An 18,189-nucleotide genomic window follows, 5' to 3' on the forward strand; every position below is an offset into this window, starting at 1 on the left:
TTTTTTTTGACTACTGCACAACAAAACAAGAGGAGGTTTTGCCAGTTGCCATCCTATACACACCAGGGGATAAAAAGGATATATCCAGCCTGATCCTGGGCATTGAAGACAGGATCTTTTTATTCAATACCTGCTTCCCCATGGCATCCATGATACTGAGTTCAGTTCCGGCTTCAAAAGGATGTACAATGGTAAGCAGGCTGCGGACCGGGTTAGGGAAAAGAATTAGAGAGCTATTATTAGCAATATTAACAGTACTGATATTTGAAAAGATAACCGAACCATTGGCTGACAATAGTTTTATACGGTATTGGTAAAAGCCTTCCGGAAGATCCCTATCCTCAACTCTATATTGACCTGATTCAGGAGGATTTCCAAAAGATTGAATGTCCGACCATGTACTGTTGTTCGAGTTACGCTGCAGTGATGATTTAATACTGGTAGCATCAGTTGCTATCTTCCATTCAACGATCACATCATTCCCTGAAGTTCTGCAGGAAAAATTCAAAAGCCCTACAGCGAGAACAGTTCCACATGCTCCCGAAAGCGTAGAAGATTCTGCAAAAGAATAATTGGTAACGGTTGTGCCAGCCGTGCCTGCTGTGCCAGCTGTTATTGTACCACAGTTCAGAGAATTGAGCTTATTGCCTTTAGCTCCGCCTGTTACAGTACTGATCCCTGCAGGGGTAGAACCTTTGAAATAAATAATACCACCACTGCCTCCCCCTCCTTCTCCATAGCATTTGCCGGAGGTATTATCATCGTTTTCCGAACCACCATTACCACCAATGGCTTCTATAGTAACAGGATCAGCGTAATTATTGATATTTAAAATAATGGACCCGCCTCCTCCGCCCCCTGAGGCCCCATCTCCTAAAGTGTTTCCACCATCCTGTCCATTGGCAAGGATCTTATAACCATTTGAATAAAGTGTATTGGTTTGTATGAATACTATACCGCCTCCATTACCTCCTCCAGTAGAGAAAAAGCCTGAATTAGCATGGCCTGCACCACCGCCTCCTCCAAGGAAAAGTTTAGCCCCGCTGCTATTACTCAATGCATAACCTCCCTTGCCAGGATTGGCAGTGCTGCAGCCTGAAGCACTGGAATTGCCACCTCCACTACCCCCTGCACTGCTATTGGCCCCGCCACCTCCTCCATTATTATGGTTATTGCCACCACCTCCACCATTGGCCACCGCACCTTTGCCACCACTATAGGTTATTGCCAAATCTGCCACTGACTCACCCTTGTAGGCACCATCCTGTGGGGAGAGTGTAGTGGCATTATAATAATAACCATTCGGTGCAGCAAAGTTTGAGCAGGTTCCATTGCTGGTTAGATAACGGCCACCGGCATATCCTGAGGACGAAGCTGAAATTGGCGCATTCAATACCAGGTTATCAGATACCCAGAGGGCCAGCACGCCACCTTTACCAGTTGTACTATCCCAAGGCAATGCTTTTAAACTGTCAGCCACTATGGCATTGTTATATTGAGGTATTCGTACCAATTGTACCTTATCTGTAACTGTATAGGAACGCAATAACTGCTTGAACAGAAATATTGAATCGCCCCTTACAGAGCAGATGGTGCCGATCTCGTAGTTGCCGGCGTTGTTCAATGAACTGACCGTTCCAAATGCAGTGGTATTGGTGGTACTAACAGTAGCTCCTTTCATCTGTATGATCATGACCCTGTCATTAAAGGCAAGTCCTGAAACATTATCTACACGTACACAGGCTTTGGCCGGAATAATATCAATAACCTTATGATAACTATTGACAACCCCACTAATGGAGGTTTGAGCGTTCAGTGTCACGCCCAGCAGGACAAAAGCAGTTATGATAGGATATGGACGCATGGCCTTTGGGAAACCATTGCAAAATAGGAAGAAACAACAGCCATGTCAAGGTAAATACACGTAGTGAAAAGCCATGAATATGATAATAAGCTTTAATCTGTTAAGGAACCGTTGATTTCATAGGGTTGTAAGAGGATTTTACTTTTGGTTGTAACTTGCAGCCTTACTCTTAAGGCCATGAAAAAGTATCGTTTAATCCTGATCTTATCCTTTTGCCTGTTTTTAATATCTGCAACGGTACAGGCGCAATGTTCTGTTTGTACACGCACCGCAGAACAATTGGGTGAAAAGCCAGCCCGCGGATTGAATGCAGGCATACTCTATCTTGCCTTTACTCCCTTAGCTATGGTAGGTATAATGGGATATCGCTGGTGGAGGAAGAATGAAAAAGGTTAAAAACCTAATTGTTTTAAAAAAGATTCTTCTAAAGCAGCAGGGTATTTTTCTTTAAATATTTCAAAGCTTTTCTTACCCATTTCAGGCCACCTATCTCTATCATTCCAGGCTTTTTCCAGTGTTGCATCAATAGATTCAATGGAAGCATCCTTGCTTATATAACCATTGATCTCTTCTATGATCCATACTGGCATATCACCTACTTCACTTACTATAACGGGCCTGCTGAAGGCCAGGGCTTCTACTACCGTAATGGGCATGGCATCTTGATGAGTTATCTGCAGGATGAGATGAGCAGCTATTATTTCCTGAGTTATATTATTTGTATGACCTTTTAAAAATACTTTATTGCCTAACTTATTTTCCCTAACCAGTTTTTCCAATTCAGTCCTGTCCTTGCCTTCACCATATAACCGCAATTGCCATGGCCTTTTCTTCCATTTGTCGCTGGATAATGCTTTGACCAGGTTGTCCTGCGCTTTCCTGTTTGTTTCCAATGCAGCAAACATGGCAAATATATATTCACCAGTTTTCGTAGGAAAAGGGGTAATATTTGCAGGTGGTGAAATGGTAATAGGATTGATCAGTGTAGCGCTATTAGTGATGGAAATGCCAAGTTGTTGTTGCATGGTGATCCTGATCTGTTCAGAAGCAAACAGGTTAATGTATGCTTTACCGACCCAGTTTTCAAGAGCCTTTTTTTTAGAGCTGCCCCATTGCTCGTTCTTGCTGTAATTATGAAACAGCAAAGCATAGCGATCCAAATACTTCCAGTAATTTCTCCATTCCCGAGTATGTATCTCAAAGCCGCCCTGGTTGATCACAACCATATCATAGTCTTTTACCGGCAGGGATTTTATAAAGCGTTTTAACCTGTACTTTGTAAGTTTATATTGAATCTTATCAGCAAGTTTTTCCTTTTTTCTGCCCTCATTAGGAAACCAGTAAATGGAACACCCGGCCTTTTCCAGTAGTTGTAACTTCTGTTCTTTTTCTTTCCAATGGTATACGGCACAACCAACTTTCCATCCTTTTTGTGCAGCATATAAGGCTGACCTGTACCACAATTCTTCACTGCCTCCCCAGGGTAAACCGTTCATTAATGAGATAAAAAAAATAGAGGGCATGATTCAAATACAAAGTTTCAAAACTAAAGTAGTTTTTTTGCAAGATGTCACGTTTTTCCCTGCTTAAGAAATATTTGCCACTGGGTGAGGCTTTGAATATGTACCGGAGGATCAAGTCGAACAGGTATGAGGGGTTTAGGGTTTCCAGGCTGAAATATCCATTTAGCATGAGAAGTAATGCCTATGATTTTGCCACATTTGAAGAAGTGATCTTAAGAGAAACCTATAATGTACAGATGGATTTTACGCCCCGTTATATCATTGACGGAGGTGGAAATATTGGTTTAACTGCCGCCTATTTTGCCACACGTTTTCCTGAGGCGTCCATTATCACATTGGAGCCTGACAGGGAAAATTTCTCTCTCCTGCAGAAAAACACTTCCCTTTATAAGAACATCACCGCTGTTAACTCGGGAATTTGGTGGAGGTCTGCTGACCTTGTAGTAAAAGATACAGGAAAGGGTAACAATGGATTTGTAGTAGAAGAGGTTGAAAAGAAAATAAGTGGTTCAGTCCCCGCATTAAGTATTGAAGATATCATGCTTCAACAGGGATGGAAACATATTGACCTTTTGAAACTGGATGTGGAAGGATCTGAGAAAGAAATATTCTCTTCGGGGTATCAAAACTGGTTGCCAAAGACAAGGGTGCTGATAGTGGAAGTGCATGACCGTATGAAAAAAGGCTGCAGCAGGTCTTTATTGAATGCAGTGAATTCTTTCAACTTCTCGCTGGAAATAGCAGGGGAGAACCTGGTGTTTCGCAATGAGGAGCTCCCATCATGATGGTTTATGCGCCACCACGATATAATTGAGCGTAAAGATCTCATCCCTGTATTTTTTATCCAGCCAGATAGCAAAATGGTTCCTCAGTTGGGTCAGCCTCAATTCAATGAAAAGGATCTTCTTAAGTTTATTCAGAAAGGTTTTCTTTCTAAAGGAGTGATAAAGCATGTTGGTTCGTAATTGGTAAACTGCAGCCCATTTACCGCCATTGGGTTTGATATGGTCAACGTTAAACCCATTAAGTTCAAATAGTTGCTGTAAGGCATGTTTTGTATACCTGAAGAAATCGTATGGTTCTTCATGAAGTTCCCAGGCAAAAGGAACTGTAAGTATAATATTGCCACCCGGTTTGAGCACCCTGTATATTTCACTCATCATTTTATCATGTTCATAAACATGTTCTAATACCTGCGTACACAGGATGGAATCAAAATGATTATCCGGAAAATCTAAACAGGTAGCAGGACAAATGACATCTACACGATTCTTATCACTTTGCATTACATCACAGCCTGTCTGTGTTGATGTTACGGGTTTATAAAGACCCTCATATGGTTTGTTGCCACACCCAAGATCAAGGAAGTTGCCTTTGGCATATTTGTTTACCGCATCCTGGATATCCCTGATCAAAAAATAATAGTGAATATAGTGTGGGTCTTTAGTTTTTACATGCCAGTCACTCAGGCGTGACAGATCTTTTTGTCTGCTCATAATCGGTACTTATGCCTTGCTTTCTACAAACCGGTAAAGGTTAAATGGTTTAGTTCCTGTTTCTATTTCTTTATACAGGTCATATTTAGAAATATCCTGCATTCTTTTTTGTTGTATCAGGTGCCAGGCCTTTTCAGTAAGAAGCCAAATCTTCTTTTCATTTACTTTCTCATGTTCCGCATTGCCCTTTATAGCATCATATAATGCTGCGATGCCTTCCCCTGAACTGGCCACTGTTTTTATGATGGGTATTTCGTGTTTATGTGTATGAAAGGCAGGTGCCAGCATCAGCCGCAGGTTCTTTACGAAGGCATCTGCATCAGGGCGGTCGCTTTTATTCACTACAAAAATATCAGCTATCTCCATCAGGCCTGCCTTCATGGTCTGGATCTCGTCTCCTCCCTCAGGCACCATAACTACCACAGTCGTATCTGCCAGGCCTGCTACTTCAATTTCGCTTTGCCCTACACCAACCGTTTCTACGATCACATAATCATAACCCGCAGCTTTCACGAGTTCGGTGATCTCAATGATACGCGGATTCAATCCACCCATAGAACCCCTTGTGGCCAATGAACGGATGTATACATTGGGATGGGTGTACCAGTTGCTCATGCGTATGCGGTCGCCCAGGACAGCGCCAAGGTTGAAAGGGGAAGAGGGGTCAACGCAAAGCACCGCCACTTTTTTGCCATTGCCTACCAAATGCCCGATCAATGCGTCCACCAATGTGCTCTTACCCGCACCCGGGGGACCTGTAATACCAATGACGCTGGCCTTGTCATTATAGGGCAGGGCTTCCAGCAGTTGTTCATAACCTGCGCCGCCATTCTCCACCAATGATATGCTGCGGGCCAAAGCCTTTATATCTCCCTGTTTCAATTCTGCGAGCCATTGTTGCCACATGAAGTAATATCGTTTTTATCCTGCATCTTGCAGAACATTGAATCAAAACCACTCAAGCTTATCTGTACAAAAATATGGGTAATCCTATAGAGAACAGTTGGAGAGAGAAAGGCATCTTTTTGGCCATGCTATTCATGCTGGCAGGCTTGTTCATTTCGCGGGCCACCCTCTCAATCAGCATGGGATTGTTTTTGGTGCTAACCATTGTACACAAAGACTGGAAAGTTCAACTTCAATCTTTTACCCGTACTACCTATTTGGTTTTACTCTCGGTGTTGTTTTTTGTTCCACTTGTTTCAGCACTGTGGAGCAGTGATCTGCAGGAATGGATGGCGGTGATGCAAATTAAATTACCACTATTGTTTTTTCCCATTGCATTCGCAGGCAGGTGGCAGCTTAGTAAACAACAATGGCTGGTTGTTGCTTATACTTTTTTGACACTTCTATTTTTGGGATGCACCTGGAGTGCCACTGAATATTTTTTGAAAAGCACCGACTGGAACCAGGATTATTTAAAGGCCAAATTAATGGCTACACCGCTAGAGAATGATCATATAAGATTTAGCTGGCTGGTTAGTGCTGCAGTTTTGCTTTCCCTGCTGCTTTGGCAAAAGAGTTCAGTTAAAACACAAAAGATACTATTCGGGACATTGGCAATATTCTTTGCCTTTTACCTCCACCTGCTGGCTGCCAGGATGGGACTTGCCTGCCTGTATATCCTGCTGGTGATGTATGCCGCCTGGTGGCTAGTGCAGCAAAGGGAAAAATGGATATCTCTTTCTTTATTATCATTGATCGTTATTATTCCATTGGTTGCATGGTTTGCAGTTCCCACCTTTCAAAACAGGATCAAATACATTCTTTATGACCTCAATAATGTGCGCTCGGGAAATTATTTGCCTGGTTCAAATGATGGTGCAAGGGTATTGTCATTAAAGGCCGGATGGCAGATACTACAAGAAGCACCAATGGGTGTGGGTGCAGGCGACCTGAAGGGCGAAGTGCATCACTGGTATGCTACACACTCGCCAATGCTAGGTACAGGTGAACGCTTTCTTCCCTGCAGTGAACTGCTTGTATTTGGAGGCGTGGCAGGCTGGGCAGCGATTATTTTTTTGATTCTAATCCTGGCTATTCCTTTTTTTATACCCATAAAGCATGATGCTGTTTTTTGGTATTGTTTAAATGCAATAGTAGTTTTCAGTTTTGTTTTCGATATGAGCATAGAAGCTCAGTTTGGTGTATTTATTTTTTCCTTTTTACCACTATGGTGGTGGAAATGGCTGAATCAATCGGACCTTGATGGCTAATAAGATCTCTATAGTTGTTGTTTGTAAAAATGAGGTCAATGCCATTGACCGGCTGCTGCAATCAGTACGATCAGTAACTGATGATATTGTTGTATATGATAATGGCAGCACAGATGGCACTGTAGCCTTGCTTCAGGATGCAGGTGTGCACCTACACCAGGGGCCATGGCTTGGTTTTGGAAAAACAAAAAGGGAGGCCGTAGCCCTGGCAAAACATGACTGGATATTAAGCCTGGATGCGGATGAGTCATTGGATGAAAAGTTGCAACAGGAATTAGAAGCATTGGATCTTCAAAATGAGAAGGAGGTTTTTGATGTGCCCTTTAAAAATTTCCTGGGTAACCGTCATTTAAAATGGGGCGAGTGGGGAGGAGATCATCATATCAGGTTATTCAACCGAAAGCAGGTGAATTGGAATGATGCAGTGGTGCACGAAGAATTGCTATTCCCTAAGGATACCAGCATCAGAAAACTAAAGGGAAGTATTCTTCACCACACTATGAAAGACATGGCAGATTATAGCTATAAGATGGTGCAGTATGCCCTGCTCAATGCAGAGAAATATTTTGCGCAGGGAAAGCGCTCTGGATTTATAAAGACAAGGGTTTCACCTGCACTGGGTTTTTTTATGCATTACATTGTGCAACTGGGCTTCCTTGATGGCTGGCAAGGATATACTGCGGCACGCATGACAGCCTTTTATACTTTTTTAAAATATGCCCGATTACAGGAGCTTTGGGAAAATAAAGAAGGCTCAGCACTTGGGAATGCAAAAGACAGGGAATGAAATATGGGTTTCTTAGCATTCAATTCCAGCATGAATCTTTCGCCTTTTTGCATCAAATTTGCAGTCCAAAAGCATGACGAACTTTATTCCCATATTTCCGCTTGGCATTGTAGTATACCCGGGTGAGCAGCTCAACCTGCACATTTTTGAGCCCCGGTACAAGCAATTGATACAGGAATGCTATAAGGAAAAAAAGTTCTTCGGTATTCCTTCGGTAATAGATAACCGCATGCAGGATTATGGCACACTGGTAGGCATAACCGAAATTTCCCATGTGGACGAGAATGGCGAGATGGACATCAAGACCCGCGGAGATAAAGTATTTCGTGTGTTGGAAGTTATCAAGGAAGTGCCTGATAAATTGTACAGCGGGGCTATTGTCAATTATCCGCCAAATAACGAAACAGGCAGTGCGGAAGTGATGCGCAGGGTAGTGAACAGCATCAGGGAATTATTTAAGATGCTCAAGGTGGAAAAGGATTTTAATAAACCTGATGAAGAATTAAACATATATGATATCGCCCATCATGTAGGCATGTCATTGCAGGAAGAGTACGAATTGCTGGGATTAATGCATGAAAGACAACGGCAGGAATACCTTAAGCGTCACCTCACCCGTGTCATTCCTATGGTGGCTCAAATGGAGTCACTGAAAGAAAAAGTGAAACTGAACGGGCACTTTAAAAACCTTTCCTCCTTCAACTTTGAATAACCAGTTTTCGGTTGCCACTTATTCATTTGCTTTTAATGATGCGCCATTCTTCCTAATTTAGGCGCTTAACTAAGATTAACTCATTTCGCAGATACCTTACATGAATACTATTTGCCTGGACTTTGGAAATACGCGTCTGAAAGCAGCCTTCTTTCAAGAAGACAGGCTGAAAGAAGTGACCATTCTGGATGCTAATGTGCATGACCATTTAAAGCAGCTCATTGAACAATTCAAGCCCGAAAGGTCTATTCTTTCCTCTGTCATTAATCACGATCCTTCAATTGAGCAACTATTGGCAACAACTACCAGGTATCATAAGCTGAGTAATGTTTCCAAAATTCCCTTCACCATTCCAGTGGGTAAGCCGGAGACTGTTGGTGCAGACAGGTTAGCTATCTGTGCCGCATCAGTTTATTTATTTCCCAAGCAAAACAACCTTGCCATTGGATTAGGATCTTGCATCACATTCAATTTTATTAACCAGCATCATGAATTCCTGGGTGGCTCCATATCGCCGGGAATGGAGATGCGGTTCAGGGCTATGCACCAATTCACTGCGCGCCTGCCATTGGTGGAAGCTGATTGGAATGTGCCTTTAATTGGATATGATACGAAGACAAACCTCCAGTCTGGCGTGGTTTTGGGCATGGCTGCCGAGATTGATGGAATGATTGAATTATATGAAAAAAGGTATGGGAACTTTAACGTGCTTTTAACCGGGGGTGATATACGAATATTTGAGCCCCATTTGAAAAATAAGATATTTGCAGACCCTGAATTAATTTTTAAAGGTCTGTATGCAATTAGCCAAATCAATAATGCTTAAGAGTTCGGCAGTGGGTTTGAAGGCATTGGTCTCTGTTCTTTTTCTTTCGCCATTAATGGGATCTGCGCAAAGCAACTCTCCTTATTCACGTTATGGATTAGGCGACCTTTTTCCCAACAGTAATATGACTACAAGAGGCATGGGAGGTATATCCGCCGGTTATGCCGATGTCATCTCTGTTAACTTCAGCAATCCAGCATCTTATTCCAGCTTTTATGCATTGAAGGAAAAGACCTCAAGCAAATTGCAATATGGAAGGGTTATACTGGATGCAGGCCTCAACCTGGAGAATCGTACCATCTCTGCACCTAATACTCCTCAAAGCTTTACATCTTCGGATGCTTACTTTTCTTATCTAAGCGTGGGCTTACCTCTTCGAAGAAACTGGGGACTGAGCTTTGGCTTGCGTCCTTTGTCAAGAGTAAGCTATAAGATCAACCGCAATGAGCGTTTATTGGATCCCGTTACCAATCTTCCCATTGACAGTGCATTGACCGTTTTCAGCGGATCGGGTGGAACCTTTCTTCCTTCAATCGGCACTGGTGTAGGTTTTGGCAACTTTAGTATTGGTGTCAATGCAGGTTACCTTTTTGGAACGAAAGAATTAAATACACGCAGGGCACTGGCCAATGATTCTGTTCATTATAAAGCTTCAGAGCATAGCACCAATTATTCCTTCGGCAGCCTTTTTTATGATGCCGGTGTTCAATACCTCGTTAAATTCAAAGGCAATCGTTATTTACGCCTGGGCGCTTCGGGCAACTGGAAGCAAACCATAAAGGGATCGCAGGATGTGACCCGCCAGACATTTACCCTGGGAAATGCCGGGGAAACGATTCAAATAGACAGTGTATATAAACAAAACGATATAAAAGGACAGGTGATCTATCCTTCTTCTTACACTGCAGGTTTTGTTTATAACTCTTATGAAACAGATGGAAGAGGTTACCTGCTGGGTGTGGATTATACTACCAGCAAATGGAGTGAGTACCGATTTTTTGGCCAACCTGACCAGGTGCAGGATAACTGGAAATTAAAGGCAGGTGGACAATTCAACCCTAAAGCTTCTACCAATTATTTCAGCCGCATTACATACCGCCTGGGCTTTTCTGTAGGGCAGGATTATATTAAGGTAGATAACAAGCTGCCTACATTCGGCACATCTGCAGGATTGGCATTACCCATTCGTACAAGCCGCCTGGCACCCAATCAATACAACGCCATCAACATTTCTCTTGAGTACCTGAAAAGAGGAAATAAGGACAACGCTTTGAAAGAAAACGTATTCCGTTTTTCTGTTGGGTTCAACTTCACCGATCTTTGGTTTGTCAAGCGCAAGTATGAGTAAGAATGTATTGAGCAACTTCATTATAAAACAGGCAGCCTTTTTCTGGGGCTGCCTGTTCCTTTTTGGCTGTGAAAATTCACAGCGGGCGCTCAATGAATGGAAAGAGAAGAAAGAGATGGTAGAAGAAGCAAAGAATATTCAAAGCTACTTTAGCCAGGGTGGCCAATTGCGTTCTCTCCTTACAGCTCCGGTGATGTTGCGTTATAGCAGGGACACAGCTTACGTAGAGTTTCCCAAAACACTTCGGATGGTGTTTTATGACAGCCTGGGCAAAGAACAAAGCCGCCTCGATGCACATTATGGCAAATACATGGAGACCCTCAATAAGGCCTACCTCCGTGACAGCGTGGTAGTGGCCAATGCCACCGGCGACACCCTATGGACACCAGACCTTTGGTGGGACCAGAATACACAACGGTTTTATACTGATAAAAAAGTCCGCATCTACCGCAAGGGCGACAGGATCTATGGTGGACTGGGATTGGAAGCTAAACAAGACCTCAGCGATATCCTTATCAGGCAACCTACAGGTGTTGTGAATGTGCCGGATAGTATGTCTGCGCAATAAACTGCTTGTTTATTGTATCCAAATCTTAATTACATAATATGATCGAGATCCATTGCAGGCTGCAATTAAGGACTGATTATTTATATATAAACTAATATCTGCAAGTTCTTAAAAAAGTACTTATTTTTGTACCTAAAGTAGTGCATATGAAAGTTGTAAATTATTCTGAGTTCCGCAATAACCTTGCTGAAAACTTAAATATGGTCAATGAAGATCGTGAGATCGTAGTTGTTTCCCGAACAAAAGGGAAAAATGTTGTGGTAATGGACTTAGATGATTACAATGCTATCCAGGAAACGTTGCATCTCACAAGTACAGCGGCTAACTACAAACGGCTGACGGATGCTATTGCTGAAATGAATGCAGGAGGAGGGAAGAAAAGAAAACTTATAGATAAATAAGTATGGATCTTGTTTTTCAAACAAACGCCTGGGAAGACTATATATATTGGCAGCAACACGATAAAAAAATACTATGCAGGATCAACGATCTTATCAAAGATTGCCTAAGATCCCCTTTTAAAGGTATTGGTAAACCTGAACCCTTGAAAGGAGATTTTGCCGGTTGTTGGAGTAGGCGTATTACAGATGAACACCGGTTAGTTTATATGATTCACCACAGCAATCTACACATCCTGCAATGTCGATTTCATTACAGTTCCTAGTCTGAATCCTATTTAATCAATGCCTGGTAAAGCATTGATATTTTACTTTTTATAGATACAAATTCCCCGGCCTTAAATTGGGGCCAAACAAGAAACACAACAATCGGTAATGATCAACCTCTTCCTGTGCTAAACTTTTTGGCAAACAGATTGCTAAATAATTTAGTTTAGCAGCGGATATGAAGGAGAACGAACGTACCATAGCACACTATGATCTTGATGCCTTCTTTGTAAATGTAGAATGCCTGAAAAACCCTTCACTCAAAGGGAAGCCCTTAATGGTGGGAGGCAAGAGCGACAGGGCAGTAGTGGCGGCCTGCAGCTACGAGGCCCGCAAATTCGGTATCCGTTCTGCCATGCCTATGAAGCTGGCCCGCAGGCTTTGTCCGCAGGCAATGATCATTAGCGGTGATATGGAATCCTACAGTTATTATTCCCGCCTGGTCACGGATGTGATCCGTGACAACGTTCCCCAGTTTGAAAAAGCCAGTGTGGATGAATTTTATGTAGACCTCACAGGAATGGACCGGTTCTTCGGTTCCCGCAGCTTCAGCCAGGATCTGAGAAGTAAAGTGACCAAAGAAACCGGACTCCCTATCTCTAACGGCATGGCTGCCAATAAACTGGTCAGCAAGGTGGCTACGGACGAGGCCAAACCCAATGGGCAACTGGTCATTCCTTTCGGAAATGAAAAAAGGTTCCTGGCGCCTTTGGCTATTGAAAAATTGCCCATGGCAGGTCCTAAAACCACAGAATTATTAAGGCAGATGGGCGTGGTAAAGATCAAGACGCTAAGCGAAATACCCGTGGAGATGATGGAAAACCTGATGGGTAAGCCGGGTATAGAACTTTGGCGCCGTGCCAATGGTATTGACGAATCACCCGTGGTGCCCTATAGCGAGCAAAAAAGCATCAGTACTGAAAGTACTTTTGAATCTGACACCATTGATATCCGCTTTTTGCAGGCAAAGCTGGTGCAAATGACCGAAAAGATCGCTTTTGAGCTGCGCCAGCAAAACAAATTGACAGGCTGCGTCACCGTCAAGATCCGTTATTCCGATTTTAATACAGTTACTAAGCAATGTACCATAGCCTACACCGCCCTTGACCACTTGCTACTGCAAACCGTCAAAGAATTGTTCAGCAAACTCTATGACCGCCGCCTCCTGGTACGGTTGATCGGTGTTCGGTTCACCCACCTTGTGCCGGGCAATTACCAGATCAGCCTGTTTGACGATACAGACGACCTGATCAGGCTGTACCAGGAAATAGATAAGCTCAATGGCCGCTTTGGGCGCTACCTCATTATGAGGGCCAGTGGATTTCTATAAACTATAATTATGTACCTCAACTGCAAAACGTATTATTCATACCGCTATGGTACTTTCAGCACAGCCCAACTGGTTACGGAAGGACTGGAAATGGGTGCCGCATCCCTGGCCCTCACCAATATCAACAGCACCCAGGACACCTGGGAGTTTTATAGCCTTTGTCTGGATGCCGGGATTAAGCCGGTATTAGGCTGCGAGGTCAGGAATGGAGATGTTTTTCTTTACTTGCTGCTGGCTAAAAATATACCCGGACTTCGGGAGATCAATAGCTTTCTGAGCCTTCATTTACAGACTGTAATGCCATTTCCGGGAATACCTTCTTTATCCGGAAATGTTTGGGTCATCTATCCCCTTGGCGCCAAAGCTCCCAATCAACTGAGCACCAATGAACTGATAGGGGTGCAACCCTCAGAGGTCAACAAGTTGTTTACTATGGATATCTCGGTTCACTCACATAGATTCGTCATCCGCCAGCCTGTTACCTATAAGGATAAGAAAGGTTTTAACCTGCATCGCTTATTGAGGGCTATAGATAAGAATATTCTCCTCAGTAAGCAGACCAGTGACCAGGTGGCTGCAGAAGGTGAGATGTTTCTATCCCCCGCTAAAATACTGGATGCTTTTGGTCGCTACCCCGCCATTGTAACAAATACCCTTCAGGTCATTGACAGCTGCTCTTATTCTATTGACCTGAAGGCAGATAAGAACAAAAAGATCTTTACTTCTTCACTTGCAGCCGATAAAGCCTTGCTGGAAAAGCTGGCCAAAGATGGCATGAGAAGCCGCTACGGCAGTAATAAAGAAGCCCATAAAAGAGTAAGAAAAGAACTGGAGATCATTGACAAACTTGGTTTCAATGCGTACTTCCTGGTTACCTGGGATATCATCCGGTATGCCCAGAGCCGTGGTTTTTACCATGTGGGCAGGGGTAGTGGGGCCAATTCCATAGTGGCATTTTGTCTCCAGATCACCGATGTGGATCCCATTGAGCTGGACTTGTATTTTGAACGTTTTCTTAACCCCTATAGGGCATCTCCACCCGATTTTGATATTGACTTCAGCCACCGCGACCGGGATGAGGTAATAGATTATGTTTTCAAGCGCTATGGGAGCGATCATGTGGCCCTCCTGGGAATGGTGAGCACCTTTAAACACGATGCAATTATCAGGGAACTGGGAAAGGTATTTGGCCTGCCCAAACAGGAAATAGATGGCCTTGTATCCAACCCCCTGGCTAATTTTAAAGAAGATAAGATCCAGCAATACATCATTAGCTACGGAGCACTCCTCCAGGGGTTTCCCAATTATGCCAGCATACATCCCGGTGGCATGTTGATCAGTGAAGAGCCTATTACACAATATACGGCCCTCATTATGCCGCCTAAAGGTTTTGCTACGGCGCAAATAGATATGTTCACCGCGGAAGATATCGGGCTTTATAAGATCGATATCCTTTCGCAGCGGGGGCTTGGCCATATCAAGGAAGCCATTCAACTGGTTAGGGAAAATAAGGGGTTGAGCGTGGACATACACGCCATCGAGCAGTTCAAAAAAGACCCCCAGGTAGCTCAAAAGATCAAAAAAGCAGATACCATTGGCTGCTTTTATATTGAAAGTCCTGCCATGCGGCAGCTGCTGATCAAATTGCGGTGCAGCGATTACCTGACCCTGGTGGCCGCTTCTTCCATAATACGCCCCGGTGTGGCCCAGTCAGGAATGATGCGGCAATACATCTCCCGCTTTCACCAACCTGATAGCTTCGAATACCTGCACCCTAAAATGAAGGAGCTGCTTGAAGAGACTTATGGAGTAATGGTGTACCAGGAAGATGTGATCAAGGTTGCCCACCATTTTGCAGGTATTGATATGGGTGAAGCGGATATCCTGCGCCGGGCCATGAGTGGCAAATACAGGGGCCATGATGGCTTTGACAAGATCAAGGAAAGGTTTTTTGCCAACTGTCGCAGCTTTGGCTATCCTGATGCTATCACTGAAGAAGTATGGCGTCAGATCCAAAGCTTTGGAGGCTATTCATTCTCTAAAGCTCATTCGGCATCCTTTGCCGTTGAGAGTTACCAGAGCCTTTACCTCAAGACATATTTCCCATTGGAGTTCATGGTTGCCGTTATCAATAACGAAGGCGGGTTTTACAATCGCGAGCTCTATTTTCACGAGCTGCGCAGGGCAGGTGGACATGTGGAAGCACCCTGTGTCAATAGGAGTGATTATTTCACCAATATCAGGGGTAAGGAAGTGTTTATCGGCCTGCGTCTGATCAAAGGGTTGCAGGCCGATGTGGCCAGCCGTTTACTGGAAGAAAGAGAAGCTAATGGTCCTTTTACTGGTTTACAGGACCTGATGACCCGCACTGCTATAGGTATAGAGCAACTGAACCTGTTGGTACGTATAGGCGCCCTGCGCTTTACAGGCAAGAATAAAAAGCAATTGTTGTGGGAGGCCAATTTCCTGCAGAAGAGAGTAAAGGAACATAACAAGATCAGGGAAGCACTGTTTGAAGACAAACCACTGGAGTTTACCCTGCCCGAACTACACCATACTTCTTTGGAAGACGCCCTGGATGAAATAGAATTGCTTGATTACCCTCTTTGCAGTCGCTTTGACCTGGCTGAGCTGGATAACAACCGCTTTGTTACAGTATCACAATTGCCTTCTCTTGTAGGAAAAGAAGTGGAGATAGCAGGTGCTTATGTGACGGTGAAATATGTACGTACTATCAAAAAAGAGATCATGCATTTTGGAACCTTTATAGACTGCAATGGCGATTGGCTGGATACGGTTCATTTCCCGGATACCACACGCCGCTATCCCCTCCAGGGAGTAGGGGTTTATTGGATGAAAGGGAGGGTGGTTGATGATTTTGGCGCCTATAGCATAGAAGTAAAGGAGTTGAAGAAGATAGGTATGAAAAAGGACCAGCTTGCCTGATTAAACTCCATTTAGTCAATCACTTAGACAATGTAACCGCTTTAACAATTAGATAGTAATATTTCCAGGAAATGCAAGGTCTATTATCCTGAATCTCCGCCTGTCGGAATTAATTAAAAAGAACAAAATGAAAAAACTTATACCCTTTTTTAGTATCGCTGCCACAGCTTTTGTAATGACAGCTTGTAACAGCAATCCAAAGATGAGCGGACAGGCTACGACCCCTGCGGCTGTTGTTCAGCCTCCAACCGTTTTACAGGATACTTCAGGTCTTTCAGAATACCAGGCCTGGAAGGTGATGAATGAAATGAAGGATTCAAAAGATTATGGTCAGCCTGAGCAAGCGGTAGCAACAGCCCCGGTGCGCAAGGCCCCAAGAGTGAGCAGCCCTTCAAGAGCTATCAATCATAGAACAGAAACACCTCCTCCTCCTTCTTCTCCTGCTCCTGTAGCTACTCCACAGGCGCCGGTATCCTCTGCTCCTGACGCAGGTGCAGGTTCCACAGCTTCAACAGGAGCTGGTACTGATGCCAGCACTGCCGGAACAGGTGAAACAGCTAAGGCCGAAGAGAAGAAAGGAATGAGCAATAAAACCAAGGGAGCCGTTATTGGTGGCGTGGTGGGTGCCGGTGCAGGTGCAGTGATCTATAAAAAGAACCCTGTGGTAGGTGCTGTTGTAGGTGCGGTATTGGGTGCCGGTGGCGGTTATGTTATCGGTGGTAAAGTGGGCCAAAAGAAAGGCCAGTTCAATTAAACTTTTTAAGGTTTATTAGTATAGAACAATGGGGCTCACGTCGGTGAGCCCTTTTTTATTTCCAGGGCTTTCCATTTTTGCAATTTCCCCGGTATTTATTGTTGGTAAATAGACTAACATTGTGCAACAAGCTATCAATATGAAATACATTTTATCCCTGGTACTACTTTGTAGTTTTTCCTTTTCCAGGGCACAACAATCAGTTAAGCTGGAAGACATTGCCTCTCATGTAGGTGATAGTGTCACTGTTACCGGTAAGGTATATGGAATGAAATATTTTGAATCAGCCAAAGCAGCACCAACGTTGATCAATATCGGGGCTGCTTATCCCAATCAATTGCTTACAGTGGTGATCTATGGTGAAGACCGCAAACGCCTGGAACTGGACCCTGAAAAAACTTTTGCAGATGCTGACCTGTCTGTAACAGGTAAGGTAGAACTCTTTAAAGGCAAACCCCAGATCGTTGTTACCAATAAGTCGCAGCTTTCTGTTCTGCCGGCAAAGAAAGACTAAGACATGGATGAAGGTTTCGGTATACCTGTTACTTACAAGGGAAAAGAATTACTCTTTCCTGCCAGCCTTGTTTCCTTTGGCTGGACCCACCGCATTGAAGTGGATGTCAACGGCACAAAGGTTTCTTATGAAAGAGATGAAAACCGCGAATGGCGTGCTTTGATATCACCAGAGGACCTCGAAGGTCATCCTAACGTTGATGTACAGTTGCTGGTAGCTATTGGGGAGAGCATTGAGGAAATTCTAAAGAACTAAGATTAGTAGGATTAAATAGGATTATTGAGGAGAAGGAGAATCGAATAATAGAACCAGCGTTTAAATGCTTGGTTATGCTCAATTAACTGTGTCATTTTTTTAATAGTCTGTCTCCAAAATAGTTCATCAGTTCAGTTCTAACGGTTGACCATCCAAACATTTGTCCATGCCACTTGGTATTTGCATTTATGGTAGCCAGGTATATTTGTTTTACGATGGCATCTTCACTGCTAAAGGCTCCCTTTGTTTTAGTAACCTTTCTAACCATACGGTGATAGCTCTCAATGGGATTGGTGGTATAGATGATCTTTCTGATGGCTGGTGTGTAATCGAAGAACCTCGATAGCCTGTCCCAATTAGCTCGCCAGCTTTTAAAGACTATACT

At 43.6% G+C, this 18,189-nt stretch carries 20 protein-coding genes; 15 read left to right on the forward strand and 5 right to left on the reverse strand.

Features of this window, described 5'->3' with window-relative positions:
- Window positions 1–10: 10 nt before the first annotated feature.
- Entirely contained in the window at window positions 11–1,864 is a 1,854-nt protein-coding gene (locus tag BUA53_RS19070; protein ID WP_072836993.1) for a T9SS type A sorting domain-containing protein, read from the reverse strand.
- A gap of 177 nt (window positions 1,865–2,041) precedes the next feature.
- Between BUA53_RS19070 and BUA53_RS19075 the strand changes: the two genes are divergently transcribed.
- Entirely contained in the window at window positions 2,042–2,260 is a 219-nt protein-coding gene (locus BUA53_RS19075) for a hypothetical protein (protein WP_072836994.1), read from the forward strand.
- On the opposite strand, the gene BUA53_RS19080 is transcribed toward BUA53_RS19075, so the two are convergent.
- Window positions 2,257–3,387, reverse strand: coding sequence for a glycosyltransferase (locus tag BUA53_RS19080; RefSeq protein WP_072836995.1), 1,131 nt, complete (start codon window positions 3,385–3,387; stop codon window positions 2,257–2,259). The genes BUA53_RS19075 and BUA53_RS19080 overlap by 4 nt on opposite strands.
- 44 nt (window positions 3,388–3,431) lie before the next feature.
- Here BUA53_RS19080 and BUA53_RS19085 point away from each other — a divergent pair, with 44 nt between their 5' ends.
- On the forward strand, window positions 3,432–4,172 hold the full coding sequence (locus BUA53_RS19085; protein ID WP_072836996.1) for an FkbM family methyltransferase: 741 nt from the start codon (window positions 3,432–3,434) through the stop codon (window positions 4,170–4,172).
- On the opposite strand, the gene BUA53_RS19090 is transcribed toward BUA53_RS19085, so the two are convergent.
- The gene (locus tag BUA53_RS19090) at window positions 4,167–4,883 is read right to left on the reverse strand and encodes a class I SAM-dependent methyltransferase (RefSeq protein ID WP_072836997.1); all 717 of its coding nucleotides are present in this window, start codon (window positions 4,881–4,883) and stop codon (window positions 4,167–4,169) included. The two genes, BUA53_RS19085 and BUA53_RS19090, sit on opposite strands and share 6 nt — an antisense overlap.
- A 9-nt stretch (window positions 4,884–4,892) precedes the next feature.
- On the reverse strand, window positions 4,893–5,789 hold the full coding sequence (gene meaB / locus BUA53_RS19095; protein ID WP_072836998.1) for a methylmalonyl Co-A mutase-associated GTPase MeaB: 897 nt from the start codon (window positions 5,787–5,789) through the stop codon (window positions 4,893–4,895).
- A 74-nt stretch (window positions 5,790–5,863) separates the two neighbouring features.
- On the opposite strand from meaB, the gene BUA53_RS19100 reads away from it, so the two are divergent.
- From BUA53_RS19100 to BUA53_RS19160, 13 genes are all read left to right on the forward strand, one after another.
- Window positions 5,864–7,099: a hypothetical protein gene (locus tag BUA53_RS19100; protein WP_072836999.1), complete on the forward strand. Its 1,236-nt coding sequence runs from the start codon at window positions 5,864–5,866 to the stop codon at window positions 7,097–7,099.
- Complete coding sequence (locus tag BUA53_RS19105; RefSeq protein WP_072837000.1) at window positions 7,092–7,886, forward strand: glycosyltransferase family 2 protein; 795 nt, start codon at window positions 7,092–7,094, stop codon at window positions 7,884–7,886. Before BUA53_RS19100 ends, BUA53_RS19105 begins: the two co-directional genes overlap by 8 nt.
- Window positions 7,887–7,959: 73 nt before the next feature.
- Window positions 7,960–8,598, forward strand: a complete 639-nt coding sequence (locus BUA53_RS19110; protein WP_072837001.1) for an LON peptidase substrate-binding domain-containing protein — start codon at window positions 7,960–7,962, stop codon at window positions 8,596–8,598.
- Between the two features lie 100 nt (window positions 8,599–8,698).
- The gene (locus tag BUA53_RS19115; RefSeq protein WP_072837002.1) at window positions 8,699–9,424 is read left to right on the forward strand and encodes a type III pantothenate kinase; all 726 of its coding nucleotides are present in this window, start codon (window positions 8,699–8,701) and stop codon (window positions 9,422–9,424) included.
- Window positions 9,417–10,772, forward strand: coding sequence for a BamG family beta-barrel-assembly machinery protein (locus BUA53_RS19120; RefSeq protein ID WP_084080285.1), 1,356 nt, complete (start codon window positions 9,417–9,419; stop codon window positions 10,770–10,772). The genes BUA53_RS19115 and BUA53_RS19120 overlap by 8 nt, the downstream gene beginning before the upstream one ends.
- Window positions 10,765–11,340 carry an LPS export ABC transporter periplasmic protein LptC gene (lptC, locus tag BUA53_RS19125; protein WP_072837004.1) on the forward strand — a complete coding sequence of 192 codons (576 nt, stop codon included), beginning with the start codon at window positions 10,765–10,767 and terminating at the stop codon, window positions 11,338–11,340. The genes BUA53_RS19120 and lptC overlap by 8 nt, the downstream gene beginning before the upstream one ends.
- A gap of 146 nt (window positions 11,341–11,486) precedes the next feature.
- Window positions 11,487–11,741, forward strand: a complete 255-nt coding sequence (locus BUA53_RS19130) for a type II toxin-antitoxin system Phd/YefM family antitoxin (RefSeq protein ID WP_072837005.1) — start codon at window positions 11,487–11,489, stop codon at window positions 11,739–11,741.
- A 2-nt stretch (window positions 11,742–11,743) separates the two neighbouring features.
- Window positions 11,744–12,004, forward strand: coding sequence for a Txe/YoeB family addiction module toxin (locus BUA53_RS19135; protein WP_072837006.1), 261 nt, complete (start codon window positions 11,744–11,746; stop codon window positions 12,002–12,004).
- Between the two features lie 179 nt (window positions 12,005–12,183).
- Window positions 12,184–13,335 carry a DNA polymerase IV gene (gene dinB / locus BUA53_RS19140; protein WP_072837007.1) on the forward strand — a complete coding sequence of 384 codons (1,152 nt, stop codon included), beginning with the start codon at window positions 12,184–12,186 and terminating at the stop codon, window positions 13,333–13,335.
- A 9-nt stretch (window positions 13,336–13,344) separates the two neighbouring features.
- Window positions 13,345–16,281 carry a DNA polymerase III subunit alpha gene (locus BUA53_RS19145; protein WP_072837008.1) on the forward strand — a complete coding sequence of 979 codons (2,937 nt, stop codon included), beginning with the start codon at window positions 13,345–13,347 and terminating at the stop codon, window positions 16,279–16,281.
- A gap of 127 nt (window positions 16,282–16,408) precedes the next feature.
- The gene (locus BUA53_RS19150) at window positions 16,409–17,035 is read left to right on the forward strand and encodes a hypothetical protein (RefSeq protein WP_072837009.1); all 627 of its coding nucleotides are present in this window, start codon (window positions 16,409–16,411) and stop codon (window positions 17,033–17,035) included.
- Window positions 17,036–17,174: 139 nt separating this feature from the next.
- Window positions 17,175–17,549 (forward strand): hypothetical protein, encoded by a 375-nt coding sequence (locus tag BUA53_RS19155; RefSeq protein WP_072837010.1) that lies wholly within the window; start codon window positions 17,175–17,177, stop codon window positions 17,547–17,549.
- Window positions 17,550–17,552: 3 nt separating this feature from the next.
- Complete coding sequence (locus BUA53_RS19160) at window positions 17,553–17,804, forward strand: hypothetical protein (protein WP_072837011.1); 252 nt, start codon at window positions 17,553–17,555, stop codon at window positions 17,802–17,804.
- Window positions 17,805–17,895: 91 nt separating this feature from the next.
- Here BUA53_RS19160 and BUA53_RS19165 read toward each other — a convergent pair.
- A partial coding sequence (locus BUA53_RS19165) for a transposase (RefSeq protein ID WP_139256502.1) occupies window positions 17,896–18,189 on the reverse strand: 294 nt, incomplete at its 5' end.

Origin of the sequence: Flavisolibacter ginsengisoli DSM 18119 (assembly GCF_900129295.1) — a bacterium.
GTDB lineage: Bacteria > Bacteroidota > Bacteroidia > Chitinophagales > Chitinophagaceae > Flavisolibacter > Flavisolibacter ginsengisoli.

Excerpts from the sequence above, each read along its gene's own strand:
- BUA53_RS19070 (WP_072836993.1), bottom strand. The coding sequence starts at position 1,864 with ATGCGTCCATATCCTATCATAACTGCTTTTGTCCTGCTGGGCGTGACA.
- BUA53_RS19075 (WP_072836994.1), top strand. The coding sequence starts at position 2,042 with ATGAAAAAGTATCGTTTAATCCTGATCTTATCCTTTTGCCTGTTTTTA.
- BUA53_RS19080 (WP_072836995.1), bottom strand. The coding sequence starts at position 3,387 with ATGCCCTCTATTTTTTTTATCTCATTAATGAACGGTTTACCCTGGGGA.
- BUA53_RS19085 (WP_072836996.1), top strand. The coding sequence starts at position 3,432 with ATGTCACGTTTTTCCCTGCTTAAGAAATATTTGCCACTGGGTGAGGCT.
- BUA53_RS19090 (WP_072836997.1), bottom strand. The coding sequence starts at position 4,883 with ATGAGCAGACAAAAAGATCTGTCACGCCTGAGTGACTGGCATGTAAAA.
- meaB (WP_072836998.1), bottom strand. The coding sequence starts at position 5,789 with ATGTGGCAACAATGGCTCGCAGAATTGAAACAGGGAGATATAAAGGCT.
- BUA53_RS19100 (WP_072836999.1), top strand. The coding sequence starts at position 5,864 with ATGGGTAATCCTATAGAGAACAGTTGGAGAGAGAAAGGCATCTTTTTG.
- BUA53_RS19105 (WP_072837000.1), top strand. The coding sequence starts at position 7,092 with ATGGCTAATAAGATCTCTATAGTTGTTGTTTGTAAAAATGAGGTCAAT.
- BUA53_RS19110 (WP_072837001.1), top strand. The coding sequence starts at position 7,960 with ATGACGAACTTTATTCCCATATTTCCGCTTGGCATTGTAGTATACCCG.
- BUA53_RS19115 (WP_072837002.1), top strand. The coding sequence starts at position 8,699 with ATGAATACTATTTGCCTGGACTTTGGAAATACGCGTCTGAAAGCAGCC.
- BUA53_RS19120 (WP_084080285.1), top strand. The coding sequence starts at position 9,417 with ATGCTTAAGAGTTCGGCAGTGGGTTTGAAGGCATTGGTCTCTGTTCTT.
- lptC (WP_072837004.1), top strand. The coding sequence starts at position 10,765 with ATGAGTAAGAATGTATTGAGCAACTTCATTATAAAACAGGCAGCCTTT.
- BUA53_RS19130 (WP_072837005.1), top strand. The coding sequence starts at position 11,487 with ATGAAAGTTGTAAATTATTCTGAGTTCCGCAATAACCTTGCTGAAAAC.
- BUA53_RS19135 (WP_072837006.1), top strand. The coding sequence starts at position 11,744 with ATGGATCTTGTTTTTCAAACAAACGCCTGGGAAGACTATATATATTGG.
- dinB (WP_072837007.1), top strand. The coding sequence starts at position 12,184 with ATGAAGGAGAACGAACGTACCATAGCACACTATGATCTTGATGCCTTC.
- BUA53_RS19145 (WP_072837008.1), top strand. The coding sequence starts at position 13,345 with ATGTACCTCAACTGCAAAACGTATTATTCATACCGCTATGGTACTTTC.
- BUA53_RS19150 (WP_072837009.1), top strand. The coding sequence starts at position 16,409 with ATGAAAAAACTTATACCCTTTTTTAGTATCGCTGCCACAGCTTTTGTA.
- BUA53_RS19155 (WP_072837010.1), top strand. The coding sequence starts at position 17,175 with ATGAAATACATTTTATCCCTGGTACTACTTTGTAGTTTTTCCTTTTCC.
- BUA53_RS19160 (WP_072837011.1), top strand. The coding sequence starts at position 17,553 with ATGGATGAAGGTTTCGGTATACCTGTTACTTACAAGGGAAAAGAATTA.